Source organism: Nocardioides pacificus (genome assembly GCF_054775955.1).
On record NZ_BAAHCI010000001.1, the window covers coordinates 1 to 15,474 of the forward strand.

The following is a 15,474-nucleotide window of genomic DNA, read 5'->3' on the forward strand; positions in this document are numbered from 1 at the left end:
CCCGAGAGAGCGGAGGAACCCGCATCAAGACCACCTGAAGAACCGACGGAGAGTGGGGACTTCCACTTGGCCACCAGCGGGGACCAGAAGCTGGCCGTTGACAGAAGCGTGGCCGAGGCGACAATGGATCCAGCAATCAAACGCAGGCCCCAGCTGGCCACCCCGGCGTGGGCCTGAGGGACCGGCAACCCCTCGGTCACAATGAGCTCCTTCTGTCATCTGAATGGCCCTTGGCTCAACTCGAGACTCGGCCGGCTCCGCTACTGCGCCGACGCCAGTCGGCAGCCAGGCGACTCTTGGTGCCCAGAAGCGTCCTCCTCATGCCGCCGACCGTCGGTGCCGTTCGTCGTCCGAGACCACTTCCGTGACGCGCGTCGGACGGTCGGCTGCCGCAACCAGAGGGGGCGAATGTGCACGATAGGCAATCTTGCCTGTTCGGCAATTACCTGGGAGCCTGGTGCCGTGATCGAAGGCCTGAGGGGGAGGAAGCGCGCGGCGACCGCGCAGGCGCTTGCCGAGGCTGCCTTCCACCTGGCGAAGGAACGCGGTCTGGGCGGGTTCGTGATCGACGAGGTCGCGGAGATGGCTGGGTACTCGCGCCGTACGTTCGCGAATCACTATCCCTGCAAGGAGGCGGCGGTGGCAGCAGCCGCCTACGCCGGTATCGAGGCTGCCGCCGACGCACTCGAGGACGTGTCGGAGGGCCGGCCGTTGCTGGATGCGGTCGAGGTCGTGCTGCGGCTGCAGTTGACGACGACGGGGCTGTCCCGGATGCGGGAGGTCTTGACGTTGGCGCGGGCACATCCCTCATTGGAGCCCCACGTGTACCACGTCCAGCACCGGATGCGGTTGGAGGTCGAGGAGCGGATGGTCGCTGTGGCGGCGGGACGCTATCCGGCTTCCTATCTCACTCTGCTGGTCGGCGCCGTCTACGGCATGGTCTCCTCCGCGCTCGAGGGGCTCGTCGCCGTCCGCCTTCCTGGCGATCTGCCGAGTCACGACGCCGTGGAGTTCGAAGAGTTCTTGACCGAGGTCTTCCTCCATCTCCGTACCGGCTTCTGACCCGCACACACATCACTCCGAGGAGCAGCCCCATGTCCACGTTCTTGTACCGCCTCGGCCGCGGCTGCTACGGCAAGCCCTGGCCATTCATCTTGGGGTGGGTGTTGGTGCTGGCTACCGTGGTGGCTGCGTTGGTGTTCAACGGGGTGAAGGTGACCTCGGAGATGAAGATCGACAACACCGAGGCCCAACGGGTCCTGGACCGCGTCGCCGCGGAGCTACCGCAAGCTTCGGGCGGCCAGGCCAGCGTGGTGTTCACCGTCCCGGACGGTGAGCGGTTGGAGACACCGGAGCGGATGACCGCGCTCGCCGAGACCGTGCGGAAGGTCTACGAGTTGGAGCAGGTTGTCAATCCGGCTGACTTGAGCCAGGGCCAGGGTGAGCCGTCGGTAGGACCGGAAGCCGTCTCACCCGGGAACGCGCAGGGTGCTGCTGACTCGCAGCCTCAGCAAGCCGATGGGCCAGACCCGGCACCGCCGCCGTATCGGCCGCTGGTCCTGGATGGAGCGCCGGTGCCGGGTGTGCTGGTCTCGACCCGGGCGCCGGTGGCGCTGTTCCAGTTCCAGTTCACCGTGCCGTCCACGTCGCTGACAGACGAGCAGGTCTCTGCGGTGTTGGAGGTGGTCGAGGATGCCGAGCAGGGAACCGGTCTGCAGGTACTGCCGAGCGACTCGTTGAAGGCGATCGAGATCCCAGTCGGCGCCGCCGAGGTGGTCGGGCTCGCGGTCGCGGCCGTGGTCCTCGTCCTCACACTCGGCTCGCTCGTCGCCGCAGGCCTCCCCCTGGTCACCGCCTTGGTCGGCGTCGGGGTGGGCGTGGGGACGGCTTTCGCCTTGTCGACGTCGGTGGAGATGAACACCGCCACCCCGGTACTGGCGTTGATGATCGGCCTCGCCGTGGGCATCGACTATGCGTTGTTCGTGGTCAACCGGCAGCGCCGACTGATCATCGACCGCGACCTGGACGCCCGCGAGGCAGCTGGCCGGGCAGTTGGGACCGCGGGCAGCGCCGTGCTCTTCGCCGGTCTCACCGTGATCGTGGCGCTGGTCGCGCTCACCGTCATCGGCATCTCGATGCTCACCACCATGGCCCTGGTCGCCGCGGCCACGGTCCTGCTCGCCGTCCTCATCGCCCTTACCCTGTTGCCAGCCCTACTTGGGCTGATCGGAGAGCGGATCGTCTCCGCCAAGACTCGGGCCAAGGGACACAGCCAACGCGAGGATGGCCAGGGCGCCCACTCTGTCGCCGACCGGTGGGTCAAAGCGGTGCTGCGGTTCCGCTGGCCGGTGATCCTCGGGGTGGTCGCGGTCCTGGGCATGGGAGCTGCCCCCGCAGCAAGCATGGACCTGGGGTTACCGACGGGCGCGACCGCGAACACCGACACGGCCGCCCGGCAGAGCTACGAGCTGGTCGCCCAGGGGTTCGGAGAGGGGTTCAACGGGCCGCTGCTGGTGACCGTGGAGTCCTCCGAGGGCGCTGCCCTGGACGCCCAGACCCTGGGCGCAGTCGCGCAGCAGCTACAGCAGCGCGATGAAGTGGTGGCCGCAGTACCTGTGGGAACCAGTCAGGACGGGCAGATGGCGGTCCTCAGCGTCATCCCCACCTCTGGCCCCGATGACGAGGCCACCGCCGACCTCGTCAAGGCCCTTCGTTCACCCAGCTCGGCTGTCGCGCAGGAGTACGACGTCGAGGTGGGTGTCACCGGCTTCACCGCGATCGGCATCGACATGTCCGACCGACTCGCCGAAATCGTCCCGCTCTACCTGGCCATCATCGGCGGCCTGTCGCTGCTGATTCTGCTGGTGGTCTTCCGGTCACTCGTCGTACCGATCCAAGCCACGCTCGGCTTCCTGCTCAGTATCCTGGCGACCTTTGGGGTGACCACCGCGGTGTTCTCTTGGGGGTGGCTCGGCTGGCTGGTGGGGATCGACACCGGCGGGCCGTTGTTCAGCTTCATCCCGGTCATCGTTACCGGGATCCTCTACGGGTTGGCGATGGACTACCAGGTCTTTCTGGTCTCCTCGATGCGCGAGTCCCACGTTCACGGCCACCACGGCGAAGCCGGCGTGGTGCATGGCTTCGACCAGGCCAGCCGAGTCGTCGTCGCCGCCGCGGTGATCATGGTCTCGGTGTTCGCCGGTTTCATCTTCAGCCACGACGTCATGATCAAGCAGATCGGGTTCGCCCTCGCGGCCGGCATCCTCATCGACGCCTTCTTGGTGCGCATCACCTTGACTCCGGCGCTGATGGCACTGTTCGGCGACAAGGCTTGGTGGCTACCGCGCTGGCTGGACCGGCTCCTGCCCGACCTCGATGTCGAGGGTGACCGGCTCCTGCGCACGCTCAACGACCATCAGGACAGCGAGCCGATGCCTCGTCCCGAGTCCATCGGCAAGTAGTGGGCCCGCGCTCCCAGCTGGGCACGGGGAGTGCACTCATGGCGCGCTCGAGGGGCTGGTTAGCACCACCGTGAGCCGTGAGCCGTGAGCCGTCAGCGGTACCAGCGGCCAACCTCACCATGTGTGGATGCATGTCCACTCCCCGCGGTCAGGGAGAGCGCTCGCCGGCCGCGTTGGGCAGGACGCTCGCTGTGGGGCGTCATCTTCGCCCGCTCGCACGCTTATCGAGGCGGCCGCGGTCGGCGGTGGCCGCGGGGAACCCTCGGCCACCTGCCCCCGTGAAGTCCGTTCACCGGGTCAGGGCACTGAAGTCGCAGGAACTTCTCGACCTCGCGCAGGCCGCGCGCGACGTCTCTGTCGATCCGGCTGGCTCGTCGTTGCTCTCGCCGCGCAATCCAGTCACGATCCCATTGCTGCCAGGCGCGGTAGCCCCCGCACCCGATCAGCCAGCAACTCCCAAAGGCGACCATTCCGCCATAGATCCACCACACCGTATGCCACACCGCGTCCGAGAGCAGGTCCGCCAATGGCTGCCAGACAGGCCCGAAGTACATGGGTCACCCCCGCCGGGCGCGGACGGGACGAGAGGAGCGCCCGGATCCCCAACAGTCTACATGCAGGCGCGCATGCATGTAAGCCCCCGACGGGTGAGGCGGCCCCTCGCCGAGGTTGGGGCTATCCAGGGTGCCCGCCGGCGAGTTCTCCGCGCAGGGAGGGCACGGCGGGCTGGCTCGGCTGGAACGCTGGGCTGGGCGGCCCGGCCGGGAGGCGCCGGCTCCCTTGGTATTCCCTGTGGGGCCTGGCCTCTTGTCGGATTCTGGACGCCTGCCGGCGGCGCGGATAACGGTGCCGTGGGAGTCGGTCGACTGTCCGGGTTGGTGCTTGAGCCGGTGGTGCTCTAGTTGTCGCGACCGGGCGCTCGGGGAGAGACCCGGTGTTGCTGCGATCTGCAGCGGACGCCAGACCAAGATGATCGGCTCGAGAAGTCGCGAGCGAGGGCAGTCAGGTGAGCACCGACGTCGTGGCAGACCTAGCGACGGTTCTTCAAGGCGCCGGAAGGGGCACGGGGCTGGGGGTCAGTGTGAACGTACGCCGTCGAGGACCAGGGTCGTCACCGCGCTCGCGAGGCGCTCCTGGTCCAGGTCCTGGGCGCTCACGAGGTAGGACAGGGCGCTGATGGTGACCGCACCGAAGACCGCCATGGCGACCGACCCCGGGTCGGGCACCTGGCGCAGGGAGCCGTCAACTACGCCGTCCTCGATCAGCGACTGCACTGGCTGGTAGTAGGCCGAATGGATCATTGCTGCGATCTCAGGAATCCGACCGGCCCGACCGAGCTCGCCCACCAAGGCCCGACAGACCGCCGGTTGCTCGGCCATCACCCGCAGCTGGGCCCGGATAACCTCGGCGAGCCGGGCCGCTGCGGATCCCTCCGACTCAACCGCGATGGCCACTTCGTCGGCGACGCGATCCAGGGCGTCGCGGAACAGAAACGCGAGGATCTGCTCCTTGCCAGCGAAGTAGTAGTACAGCGTCGCCTTGGGGATGGTGGTGGCAGCCGCGATGTCTTCCATCTTCGTCTGGTCGACACCGTGCTCGGCGAACAGCTCGGCCGCAGCACTCAACTTGACGGCAGTGTGACTGGGAACAGTTCGCATCGAAGCCCTCCGGAGTGATTAGACTGAGAGACTAGAGAGCGGCTGCGGCAACCTCCGGTTGCGACGATGCGCGGTGAGCCGTGGGAGTTGGGCGAGGCGCAGGTTTTGTTGGCGCGATTGTGCCTCGCATCGGAGCTGGGGCTTAGTCGCTAGGTGGCGTCAGTGGTGCCCTGAGCAAAATGCTCCGCGCCGACTTTGACGAAGACAGCCGTCGAAGAGACGACCGCGCTACCGTCCGGCCCGATCGCGCTAGCGGCGAGGAATAGCTTGCGTCCGTCTCGGCGGGCCACGTCGGCCCTCAGGCGGTATGTCGTTCCGATGAGTACCGGCGCCAGGTAGTCGATCGTCAGCTGGCGGGTGACCGCCGGCCCGCCCTCGAGGAAGAGCAAGCACCCGTAAAGGTCATCGACAACGGTGGCGACCGCGCCGCCGTGGACAATGCCGGGCGCCCCTACGTGGCGGGCGTCGAACTCGTGCCACGCCTCTACGCCGTCGCCCTCTCGAACGGCCCGGAGATGATGCCCGTGGGGGTTGTGCGGCCCGCATCCCAGGCAGTGGTCGTGGTGGACCGGCAGTTCGGCGCCGTCGGGGTAGTCAACGAACTTCTCCGACCACATGGCCAGCAGCGCCTGCATGTCAGCCACGCGGGGCTCCCTGCAGCCGCCGCGCCCAGGCAGTGAGAGCCCCGGCCTGCCGTTGGCCGGGATGGGGAGTCAAGAGCCCGCTGACTCCTCTTCCGAGGAGGAGGTCGAGGGTGAGCCGGATCTCTGTGGGGTCTGCGGTGACGTAGGTGCGGCAGATCTTGGCCAACTCGGCGTTGACGCGGTCTTCGGTCGGAACGAGCTGGTCCCGCAGGGCGGGATGCGCGCGAGCGGCAACCCACAACTCCAGGCTCGCGGCGTACAGCGGCCCAGAGAGCGCCTCCGCCAGTAACCGTAGGGCCGTCTCGCGCTGCTCTGTGCCCCCTACACCTTGGGCTCCGGTGGCAGGGGGCTCAAGCAGCTCCATTTGCTCTCGGACGCGGCGTAAACGCTCCTCCGCCAAGTGCTCGACGGCAGAGACGACCAACTGGTCGCGGGTTCCAAAGTGGTGCAACTGCGCACCACGTGAGAGGCCCGCCCGGGCCGCGACCGCGGCACCGGTGGTTCCCGCATATCCGAGTTCCGCAAGGCATGACACGGTGGCATCGAGCAGCGCTCGCCGTGTTGACGCCGAGCGCTCCTCTTGCCTTCTTACGTGAACGGGCATGCTCAGAGACTAACATGCGTGCACGAACGCACGTAGCTGCGCTGTTGCTGGGGCCGGTGGGTAGCGGGTGGATGTGGTACGCCTGTTCAGCTCTGCAAGGTCGATGGCCGATGCGGCCGTCGGGCGGTGTGTTGGCGGGCGCTGCTGGTGTCCGGGCGTCCACCGCCACCCCGGCCCCGCCTGTGCGCAGAGTGTGCTTCCGCCCTTCGGCCAGAACCTCCGCGTGGTCTGCCCATGGAGGGCCTCAGATGTCACACTCGCCGGGTGGTCACAAGGAATCAGGCGGTGTGGGTGGCCCCCGAGGGGGACGGCGATTGGATCGAAGCCACAGTCCTCGAACTGGGCACAACGGTTGCACTCGTGCGACTTGCCGACGCCTTACATAGCGAGTGGGTGCCGCTCGCCCGTGTCGTCGACAGCCCACCCGGCCCATGAGTGATCCAACGAGCTGACCGCATTGCAGGGAGGCGGGGCACGCTCAACTCGACCGCTGTAAAGTGCTCGGTGTTGGCCCAGACCCGTGCCAGCGCGCCCCTGCATCGCTGACTCCCCAGGCCCGGCTTTGCATGCCAAACTCGGTTGAGGTGAGCTGCGCGATGCAGACGCGGTCAGGCAGGATAGAGATCAGCTGGGCGGATGGGGCTCGAAGCGGAGGCCCTGCTGCGATCGTCGTGATCAGGTGCGGGTGACGAGGATCGTGACCCAGTTTGCGGCGCAGCCAGCCCAGGTGGACATCGATGGTCTTGGAGGAGGTCCAAAACGTGTGGTGCCCCAGACATCGCGCATGAGCTCCTCGCGGGTGACGATGCCTGCCCTCCGGCAGACATCGCTCCGCGGCCGGTCAGCCGCCAGATGTCGGGGCGGAGTCGACGTCGTCGATCCACCCCAGCCCGGCGATCGCGGTGGGGAACCCACAGGTCGTCACCGCCAGCATCGCCACCGCCTGCAACTCATCCGCGCTGGCGCCCAGTGCGAGGGCCTTGCGGGTGTTCGACCTGACCGCCCCCTCCGACTGGGCTCCCACAGCAAGGGCGAGTTTCAGTAATCGGACAGTTCGATCGTCGAAAGGTGTCGCACTTGCCATCTCTTGCGCCAGCGTGTCCTGGGCGCTCGCCACACCCGGGTAGCGCTCTCTGAACTCCTGATAGATGCCGGGCAAGTACTCCGCATGGTCCACCAAGACGCTCGCCTCTCCTCCTTGCCACTTGTTGCGTTCTTCCTGTGCAGCCGACAGAGCCACGAGGGGACGTCGCCCCCTCACGCGCATCCGTTCCCGACGCAGACTACTCGGGGCGGGTGTCGAAGGCGGGCACTTCGGAAGGGGCGACGCGGGACTAAGGTCCATATCGCCGGTGCCCTCCTGCGCGGACTGTGGGATGGAACGCCGGCGAGGCCGGCCACGGCGGACCGGAGGCGGGTATGGCAGAACCGACGTTGATCGAACGGGAGCGGACCTACGACCGGTTCGCACCGCACCTTGTCCCACAGCCACACTGGCGGGGACCGCATGCGCTGTGGTTCTGGGCCATGGGGCTGGGGGCGGGCACCTTCATGGTGCGTCACGCGTTCTCGCTCACCGACACCGGAACCGTGCTGGGACTGTCCCTGCTCGATGTCGTGGGCCTGGTCCTGGTCGGGATCGGCGGACTGATCTTGATCCTGGACCTGGGCAGGCCGGAGCGGGTGCTCAAGGCGTTGAAACGCCCTGACCGGTCGTGGATCGCGCGGGGGGCGCTCGCTGACTTCGTCTTCCTGATCATCGGCGCGCTCTATCTGCTCCCCGGCTGGTTCGGGGCGTTGCCCTGGACGGACGAGCCATTCCTGGAAGCAAACCTGACGGCTCAGGTGATGATCGCCATCTCCTTCGCCGCAGCGGCCGTGATCATCGCCTATCCCGGCATGGTGCTCTATGAGTCGATCTCGATCCGCCTGTGGCACTCGGCGCTGGTGCCGGCGCAGTTCATCGCTCATGCACTGACCTCTTCACTGGGGTTGACGCTGCTCGTCCTCGCCGTCAATGGACGGCTGGAGGACGTGCAGACCGAACTCGGTGTCGGCTTCCTTGTCGGCCTGGTGGCCACGCTGGGGATCACCCACATGTACGTCCTCGATCGTGCGCACGAGCACACTCCTGCGGCTCGGGCCGGACTGCACCGCTTGCTGCGGGGTCGGATGGCCGCCCACTTCTGGACCAGCGTGCTGATTGGGTTCGGCGTGCCTGTCGTCCTCACCCTCATCGCTTTCGCCGCCACGGCAGCAGGTCCTGCCCTGCTTGCCATCGGTGGCGCCCTCAGCGTGGCCGGCAGCCTGCAGTTCCGCTATGCCCAGCTGTGCGCTGGCGTCAAGGTCAGCCCTCTCGGCTGAACCGGCATCCCTCGATCCCCCCACAACATCGGAGTTGTTCACATGGCACTGACAGCACCTCTGCCGCTGTTGCCCGCAGAGGGCGAGCAGGTCTTCGCCTCCGCGTGCACCCCCAACTGCTGGATGAACTGCCGCCTCTACGCGCACGTGCGAGACGGCAAGCTCGTCGAGACCACCGCGGCACCGTTCCCCGACTCCCGCTACAACCGTATTTGCCTGCGCGGGCTGAGCCACCCGCAGCGGGTATACGGCACCGACCGCATCACCACGCCGCTGCGCCGGGCCGGGAAGCGTGGGGAGAACCTGTGGGAGGAGATCTCTTGGGAGGAGGCGCTCGACGAGATCGCGGCCAAGCTCACCGGCGTGCGCGAGCGCTATGGTGACAAGGCGGTCTGCTTCGCGCCGCTGTCTGGGAGTTATGCACTCATCAACGGGGCGCTTGCCGGTGCGGCGCACCGCATGGCCAACGTGCTGGGTGCGACCCTCGCGGCCGACTCGATCGACCTCGGCCTAGCCACCGGCGAGACTCAGGTGGCGGCCAACCTGGCCAGCGGCATGGCCGCCTGGATGCTGGCCCATCAGCCCGAGGACATCGCCAATGCCCGGACCATCATCGCGTGGGGCACCAACGTCACCGAGTCCCAGGTGCACAACTGGCACTTCTTCGCCGACGCCCTCGACAACGGTGCCAAGCTCATCGTCATCGATCCACGGTTCTCCGAGGCAGCCAGCAAGGCCCACATCTGGGTGCGGCCTCGACCGGGGTCGGACAGCGCCCTGGCCATGTCGATGGTCAACACCGTCATCGAGGAACGGCTCTACGACGAGACCTACCTGCGCGCGCACACGGTGGCGACCTACCTGGTGCGTGAGGACAACGGGCTGTTCCTGCGGGCCAGCGACCTGGACCCGACCGCGGAACCCGTTGTGCTCGCCCTAGACCCGAGCACCGGTGTGCCCGTCCCGGCCGACCCCAACACGGCGACGACGGCGATCTTCGGCACCTACCAGGTACAGACGCCCCAGGGGGCGGTCACGGTTCGGCCCGCCTTCCAGCTCCTGGCCGACACCGCAGCCGAGCACAGCCCAGAGGCGATGTGGGACGTCACCGACGTCGAGCCCGCACTGGTGCGTGAGGTCGCCCGCCGCTACGCCACCGCCGGGCCGTCGTTCATCTACTCCGGCATGGGTATCGACCGCTGGGACAACGCCGACCTAGTCGGCCGCGGCATCGCGACGCTGGGGGTCATCAGCGGGCAGATCGGCAAGCCGGGGGCCACACCGTTCGGCTCGCTGATGGGCGGAACCGCGATTAGCATCATCTTCACCCCTGGGGTGCTCGATGAGTGGACCATGCCGACCGGCAACCACACGGCCAAGCTCAACTACCTGTTGCTCTACGACGCCGTCGCCAAGGGGGTCACCCAGCAGTGGGTCCCCGCCGACCCCAGCAACCCGTTCGCCGGGCCACGGTCGAGCACACCTGAACCGGTGGACTGGCCCGTCAAGGCGCTCATCTTCAACTGCTCGAACTTCGTGAGCAACTTCCCCAACCAGAACCGCATCCGAAACGAGATGCTTTCGGAGGAGAACGTCGAGCTCGTCGTCAGCATGGAGATGGTCATGAACGACACGGCGCGGATGGCCGACATCGTGCTGCCGGTGACGAGCTGGTTCGAGAACGACGACCTCTGCGCGGGCATGCACCCGTTCCTCATGCGTCAGCAGAAGGCCATCGCCAACGTCGGGCAGGCCCGCTCGGACTACGAGATCTTCGGCGCGCTGGCCCAGCGGCTCGGCGTCGGTCAGTACTTCTCCGAGAGCCCGACGGTGTGGATCGACCGTATCGTGGACAACATCGCCACGACTCTGCAGCGGCCGGAGGTCGCTGAAGAGTTCCGCCGCGACGGCGTCGCCCGGCTCTTCGACTCTGGCTACATCCCGTTGAGCGACGGCGGGTTCATGACCCCCTCGGGGAAGGCGGAGTTCTACGCCGAGGGGGTCATCGTTAACTACCCCGAGTCCATGCCCTCATTGCGGATCCCGGTGACCCACGGCGTCGACCCGCTGCCGCACTTCGAGCCGCCTTTCGAAGCGTGGCGGGACAACCCGAAGTTCGCCAAGTACCCGTTGGTGCTCAATCAGCGACACTCCCGCTTCCGGGTCCACAGCACCTACTACGAGGTGCCCGTCCTGCGCGAGATGGACCCCGAGCCGCTGGTCGAGCTCAACGATCGCGAGATGGCCGCCCGGGGCCTGGTCGACGGCGACGTGGTCAAGGTGTTCAACGACCGGGGCGAGGCCTACCTCAAGGTGCGCACCAACAACGCATTCCCCGACTCCACGTGCAACATCAACAAGGGCTGGCAACGTCACCAGTTCCTCGCCGGCGGCTACCAGGAGCTGACCCACGAACAGGCCAACGTCCGCCACTACAGCTGCTCGTTCTTCGATGTCCTGGTCGAGGCTGTCAAGGCCGACGCGGCCGCCATCCCGGTCATGCCAGAAGCCCAGCGGCGCGGCGCCCCGACCCTCGTGAAGGAGAAGTGACGATGTCCAAGGCGAAGATCCAGAAGGGGGCACGGCCCCGCCGGTGGGGCATGGTGATCGACCTCAACCGCTGCATCGGATGCCAGACCTGCTCGGTGGCCTGCAAGATCAAGAACAACCTCCCCGAAGGGACCTGGTGGAACCGGGTGCTCACGGTCGAGGGAGACGAGATCGACCAGGTCGGGGGCACCGTCGAGCACCCCACCCTGTCGTTCCTGCCCATGGCCTGTCAGCACTGTGAGGAGCCGGCGTGCCTGCCGGTGTGTCCCACGGGTGCTACCTATAAGCGCGAAGACGGCATTGTCGCAATCCACACTGAGGACTGCATCGGGTGCCGCTCGTGCATCCAAGCCTGTCCCTACGGGGTTCGTGTCTTCAACGAGAAGCCGGCCAAACGCCCCACCGACCATGCGCTCGGCTCCTCGGCGGTCACCTCGGGAGTGCGTGGCACAGTCGAGAAGTGCGACTTCTGCATGGACCGCATCGACGCCGGCGGTCTGCCGATGTGCATCGAGACCTGTCCGGCGCGGGCACGGTTCGTCGGCGATCTCAACGACCCCGACTCGGAGGTCTCCCGGCTCATCCGCGAGCAGGGCGCCCAACAACTACAGCCGGAAATGGGCACCAACCCCAGCGTCTACTACATCCCCGTTCAACGGCGCAGCGTGCATCGCACAGGACTCGACTCGATCGCCACCGAGCCCAGCACCATGGGTGTGGGGCTCTCCTAGTGCCCTACCACTGGGGTAGCTGCGGAGTTCACGGTCGCGGATCACCTACCTGGCTGGCCCGGTCGGCGGCAGCTCCGAGACGGCAAGGGCCGCGCGTCCGCTCCGTCGAGACCCCTACTGCCCGACATCGCTCCCTTCTCCCATGAAGGGCGACACTGCTCGCCCGGTCCCTGCGGGACCCCACGACGCCGCCGACCAGAGGACCGTCGCCGAGGCCCTCGTACGCGAGCCATGGACGCTGCCCGCGAGCGCGACAGTCGGCGTGGCGCGGGCCGCTTTCGCCGACGACCACATGCACATGCTCCTGCTCACTCGAGGACCCAGCCTGCTGGGGACGCTGGTGCGCGATGACCTCGAGGCGGACGTCGCCGACATGGCCGCGGCGCTGACGCTCGCGACTCTGACCAACCGCACCGTCGCCCCAGACGTCCCGCTCGAAGACGCGCGCCGCTGGCTGGTGGCCAGAGGCGAACGGCGGCTCGCTGTCGTGGACGAGGACCGGACACTGCTGGGCCTACTGTGCCTCAAGCGCCGGCAGACCGGCTTCTGTTCCGACGCGGACGTCGTCGCCCGAGCCGCTGAGCGGCATGCAACCGGCACCCTGTCCCGAGCCGGGTCTGAGGGATGGCGCTAGGCCTGGCCCTGACCCGGATAGCGCCAGTCGCCAGGCTGCCAATCGCCGCCGCCGGCCCCTGTCCTAGTGGCTGGTGGCTGGCGTCGGGAGTGACCGGGCGATGATCTCCTTCATGATCTCGGTGGTGCCGGCGTAGATCTGACTGATCCGCAGGTCGGTCCACGCCCGCGCGATCGGATACTCCTCCATGTAGCCGTAGCCGCCGTGGAGCTGCAGGCACGTGTCAGCGACCTGCTGAGCCCGTTCCGAGGACCAGTACTTCGCCATCGCGGCGGTGGGGATGTCCAGCTCGCCCTTGACGTGCAGGTCGAGACACTCGTCGATGAAGGCGCGGGTGACGCGGGCCTCGGTGGCGACCTCGGCGAGCTTGAACTTGGTGTTCTGGAATCCGAAGATCGGCTTGCCGAACGCCTCGCGCGTGAGCGTGTAGTCATGCGTCAGGTCCAGCATCAAGTCCATCGAAGCGGCGCAGCTGACAGCGACGATGAGCCGCTCCTGCGGCAGCTGCATCATGAGCTGGATGAAGCCCTGACCCTCCTCGGTGCCGAGCAGGTTGTCGGCAGGCACGCGTACGTCATCGAAGAACAGCTCGCAGGTGTCCTGGCCCTTCAGGCCGATCTTGTCCAGCACCCGACCGCGCCGAAAGCCCTCGGAGTTGCTCGGCACGATGACCAGGGAGACGCCGGCAGCAGCCTGATCGGGGGTGGTCTTGCAGGCGACCAGCACCATGTCTGCGTGGTAGCCGTTGGTGATGAAGGTCTTGGCGCCGTTGACGACGTAGTCGTCGCCTTCTCGGACTGCCTTGGTCTTGATTCCTTGGAGGTCGGAGCCGGTGCCAGGCTCGGTCATCGCGATCGCGGTCACGACCTCGCCGGAGGCCATCTTGGGCAGCCACTCCCGCTTCTGCTCCTCGGTGCCGTAGTGCAACAGGTAGTGCGCGACGATGCCGCTGTGCAGCGCTGCTCCCCAGCTGCTGTCACCGATGCGCGCCTGCTCCTCGATGAGGATCGCCTCGTGGAAGAACGTGCCGCCGCCCCCGCCGTACTCCTCCGGGATCGACGTACACAACAGGCCCAGCTCGCCGGCGCGGGTCCACAGCTCGCGGTCGACGCGCTTCTGGGCGATGAACCGCTCGATGTTGGGCTTGATCTCCTTCTCGCAGAACGTGCGGGCGAGCTGGCGGAAGTCGTCGAGATCCTGGGTCATCCAGGGCGAACGGCGGCCGGGCATGGGTCCTCCAGAGCTAGTGGGTACCGGGTACAACCTGTACCGCAGGCTACGGGTACGTCGTGTACCCGCGCTAGCCCTGTGGGTTAGGTTGCAGTCGTGGATCTCGCGAGGTGGGTGGACACGGCCGTGGTGCGCCGGTCCACTGCGCACGACTCTCATCGAGCTCCGCGGCGCGAACAGATCGTGGTGGCGGCGGCTGACGCGATCGAGGAGTACGGCGTCGGGGTCGGCGCCGCTCAGATCGCCGAACGCGCAGGTGTGGCGCGGCCCCACGTCTACCGCCACTTCGACAGCAAAGAGGATCTCGCCGGCGAGGTGCTGCGGTTCGCGGCGGACCAGCTCATCGACACGGTTCGGCCCGCGATGCAGGTCAGTGGCACCGCCCCTGCCATCATCCGGGGTGTGATCGGGGCTGCACTCGGGTGGGCGGCCGAGCATCCGAACCTCTATCGCTTCATGGCAGTGCGCCAGCAGAACAAGGAGACGCATCAGGCCAGGCTGGGGCGCACGCGGTTCCTGGGGGAGGTGGTGGCCGCCGCGTCGGCGTACCTGCGCACCCCCGAGGTCGAGATCGACCTTCCGGACGGGGTCATGGCCGGGCTGATGGGTATGGTCGATGCCGGGATCATCTGGTGGCTCGACCACCACGACGAGTCGGAGGACGAGGTCATTGCGCGGATCGCGCACCAGGTGTGGTTGATCCTGCGCGATCTCGCTGACAGCGTCGGGCTCGGCATCGACGACGACAGTTACTTGAGCGTCCGATGAGGACCGCTCCAGCGTGTGGACGGCGCGCACCGTGCGTAGCCGCGTGGGTAGAGGAGGCAGAAGCATGGACGTCGAAGTCGGGAAGGCCGACGACCGCCTGGCGGCGGCAATGACGCCGACGGCGGAACCGCACCTCGAGGCGAGCTTCTTCCTCGATCACGACAGCGCTCCGGTGCGCGATTTCACACAGCACGTGATCGCCGGCGCGTCGAGCCCGCGTGAGCGGGCGAGCATGCTCTTCGCGGCCGTTCGGGACAGAGTCTGGTACGACCCCTACTCGGTGTCCCGAGATCCTGAGCACTACCGGGCCAGCTACGTGCTCGAGACGGGCCGCGCCTACTGCGTTCCCAAGGCGGTGCTGCTGACCGCGGTGCTGAGGGCCGCGGGCATCCCTGCCCGGCTGGGCTTCGCTGACGTCCGCAACCACCTGCAGACCGATACCTTGCGGGCCGTCATGGGTGGCACGGACCTGTTCGTGTACCACGGGTACTGCAGCGTCCACCTCGACGGGCGATGGTTGAAGGCGACGCCGGCCTTCAATGTCGAGCTGTGCGAGCGCTTCGATGTGCCCCCGGTGGACTTCGACGGACAGAGCGACGCGCTCATGCACGCCTTCACCTCCGACGGCACCCGGCACATGGAGTACGTGCGGGACCACGGCAGCTTCGACGACCTCCCGCTGGACCGGATCCTGACGGCCCTCGACCTGACCTACGGCCGCATGGCCCCCGGCGTCGGGGTTGCCGACGACGTCTTCGTTGCTCCTGCCGACACCGGGGAGGCCACTGAGCATGCAGCCGTGGACCCGTCGGTGAGCTCGGACTGAGCAC

Annotated in this window: 13 protein-coding genes; 8 read left to right on the top strand and 5 right to left on the bottom strand. The window is 67.3% G+C overall.

The window, feature by feature from the left end; translation table 11 throughout:
* Positions 1-462: 462 nt before the first annotated feature.
* Positions 463-1,062, top strand: a complete 600-nt coding sequence (locus tag ACYU7L_RS00005; RefSeq protein WP_460793081.1) for a TetR/AcrR family transcriptional regulator — start codon at positions 463-465, stop codon at positions 1,060-1,062.
* A gap of 32 nt (positions 1,063-1,094) precedes the next feature.
* Positions 1,095-3,461 carry an MMPL family transporter gene (locus tag ACYU7L_RS00010; RefSeq protein WP_460793082.1) on the top strand — a complete coding sequence of 789 codons (2,367 nt, stop codon included), beginning with the start codon at positions 1,095-1,097 and terminating at the stop codon, positions 3,459-3,461.
* A gap of 1,076 nt (positions 3,462-4,537) precedes the next feature.
* Here the strand turns inward: ACYU7L_RS00010 and ACYU7L_RS00015 are convergent.
* From ACYU7L_RS00015 to ACYU7L_RS00030, 4 genes are all read right to left on the bottom strand, one after another.
* Positions 4,538-5,086, bottom strand: a complete 549-nt coding sequence (locus tag ACYU7L_RS00015) for a TetR/AcrR family transcriptional regulator (protein WP_240641441.1) — start codon at positions 5,084-5,086, stop codon at positions 4,538-4,540.
* 182 nt (positions 5,087-5,268) lie between these two features.
* Positions 5,269-5,754: a PaaI family thioesterase gene (locus ACYU7L_RS00020; RefSeq protein WP_344711388.1), complete on the bottom strand. Its 486-nt coding sequence runs from the start codon at positions 5,752-5,754 to the stop codon at positions 5,269-5,271.
* A gap of 1 nt (position 5,755) precedes the next feature.
* A complete protein-coding gene (locus tag ACYU7L_RS00025) occupies positions 5,756-6,367 on the bottom strand; it encodes a TetR/AcrR family transcriptional regulator (protein ID WP_344711289.1) in 612 nt (203 codons plus the stop codon).
* Positions 6,368-7,208: 841 nt separating this feature from the next.
* Positions 7,209-7,607 (bottom strand): carboxymuconolactone decarboxylase family protein, encoded by a 399-nt coding sequence (locus ACYU7L_RS00030; protein ID WP_460793083.1) that lies wholly within the window; start codon positions 7,605-7,607, stop codon positions 7,209-7,211.
* 179 nt (positions 7,608-7,786) lie between these two features.
* On the opposite strand from ACYU7L_RS00030, the gene ACYU7L_RS00035 reads away from it, so the two are divergent.
* The 4 genes from ACYU7L_RS00035 to ACYU7L_RS00050 all read left to right on the top strand — a co-directional run bounded on the left by ACYU7L_RS00035 (position 7,787) and on the right by ACYU7L_RS00050 (position 12,646).
* Complete coding sequence (locus ACYU7L_RS00035) at positions 7,787-8,731, top strand: DmsC/YnfH family molybdoenzyme membrane anchor subunit (RefSeq protein ID WP_344711283.1); 945 nt, start codon at positions 7,787-7,789, stop codon at positions 8,729-8,731.
* A gap of 42 nt (positions 8,732-8,773) precedes the next feature.
* The gene (locus tag ACYU7L_RS00040; RefSeq protein ID WP_460793084.1) at positions 8,774-11,281 is read left to right on the top strand and encodes a molybdopterin-containing oxidoreductase family protein; all 2,508 of its coding nucleotides are present in this window, start codon (positions 8,774-8,776) and stop codon (positions 11,279-11,281) included.
* A gap of 2 nt (positions 11,282-11,283) precedes the next feature.
* Positions 11,284-12,012, top strand: a complete 729-nt coding sequence (gene dsrO / locus ACYU7L_RS00045; protein ID WP_460793085.1) for a sulfate reduction electron transfer complex DsrMKJOP subunit DsrO — start codon at positions 11,284-11,286, stop codon at positions 12,010-12,012.
* Positions 12,013-12,154: 142 nt separating this feature from the next.
* Positions 12,155-12,646 carry a CBS domain-containing protein gene (locus ACYU7L_RS00050; protein WP_344711274.1) on the top strand — a complete coding sequence of 164 codons (492 nt, stop codon included), beginning with the start codon at positions 12,155-12,157 and terminating at the stop codon, positions 12,644-12,646.
* A 63-nt stretch (positions 12,647-12,709) separates the two neighbouring features.
* Here ACYU7L_RS00050 and ACYU7L_RS00055 read toward each other — a convergent pair whose 3' ends face one another.
* Positions 12,710-13,876, bottom strand: a complete 1,167-nt coding sequence (locus ACYU7L_RS00055) for an acyl-CoA dehydrogenase family protein (protein ID WP_460793087.1) — start codon at positions 13,874-13,876, stop codon at positions 12,710-12,712.
* 96 nt (positions 13,877-13,972) lie between these two features.
* On the opposite strand from ACYU7L_RS00055, the gene ACYU7L_RS00060 reads away from it, so the two are divergent.
* Both ACYU7L_RS00060 and ACYU7L_RS00065 read left to right on the top strand, forming a co-directional pair.
* Positions 13,973-14,644, top strand: coding sequence for a TetR/AcrR family transcriptional regulator (locus tag ACYU7L_RS00060; RefSeq protein ID WP_344711265.1), 672 nt, complete (start codon positions 13,973-13,975; stop codon positions 14,642-14,644).
* Positions 14,645-14,657: 13 nt separating this feature from the next.
* Positions 14,658-15,470 (top strand): transglutaminase-like domain-containing protein, encoded by an 813-nt coding sequence (locus tag ACYU7L_RS00065; RefSeq protein ID WP_460793088.1) that lies wholly within the window; start codon positions 14,658-14,660, stop codon positions 15,468-15,470.
* Positions 15,471-15,474 lie beyond the last annotated feature (4 nt).

Bases quoted from the DNA above. Each gene is read 5' to 3' on its own strand.
- ACYU7L_RS00035 (WP_344711283.1), top strand. From the start codon at position 7,787: ATGGCAGAACCGACGTTGATCGAACGGGAGCGGACCTACGACCGGTTC.
- ACYU7L_RS00055 (WP_460793087.1), bottom strand. From the start codon at position 13,876: ATGCCCGGCCGCCGTTCGCCCTGGATGACCCAGGATCTCGACGACTTC.
- ACYU7L_RS00040 (WP_460793084.1), top strand. From the start codon at position 8,774: ATGGCACTGACAGCACCTCTGCCGCTGTTGCCCGCAGAGGGCGAGCAG.
- ACYU7L_RS00020 (WP_344711388.1), bottom strand. From the start codon at position 5,754: ATGCAGGCGCTGCTGGCCATGTGGTCGGAGAAGTTCGTTGACTACCCC.
- ACYU7L_RS00010 (WP_460793082.1), top strand. From the start codon at position 1,095: ATGTCCACGTTCTTGTACCGCCTCGGCCGCGGCTGCTACGGCAAGCCC.
- ACYU7L_RS00025 (WP_344711289.1), bottom strand. From the start codon at position 6,367: ATGCCCGTTCACGTAAGAAGGCAAGAGGAGCGCTCGGCGTCAACACGG.
- ACYU7L_RS00050 (WP_344711274.1), top strand. From the start codon at position 12,155: ATGAAGGGCGACACTGCTCGCCCGGTCCCTGCGGGACCCCACGACGCC.
- dsrO (WP_460793085.1), top strand. From the start codon at position 11,284: ATGTCCAAGGCGAAGATCCAGAAGGGGGCACGGCCCCGCCGGTGGGGC.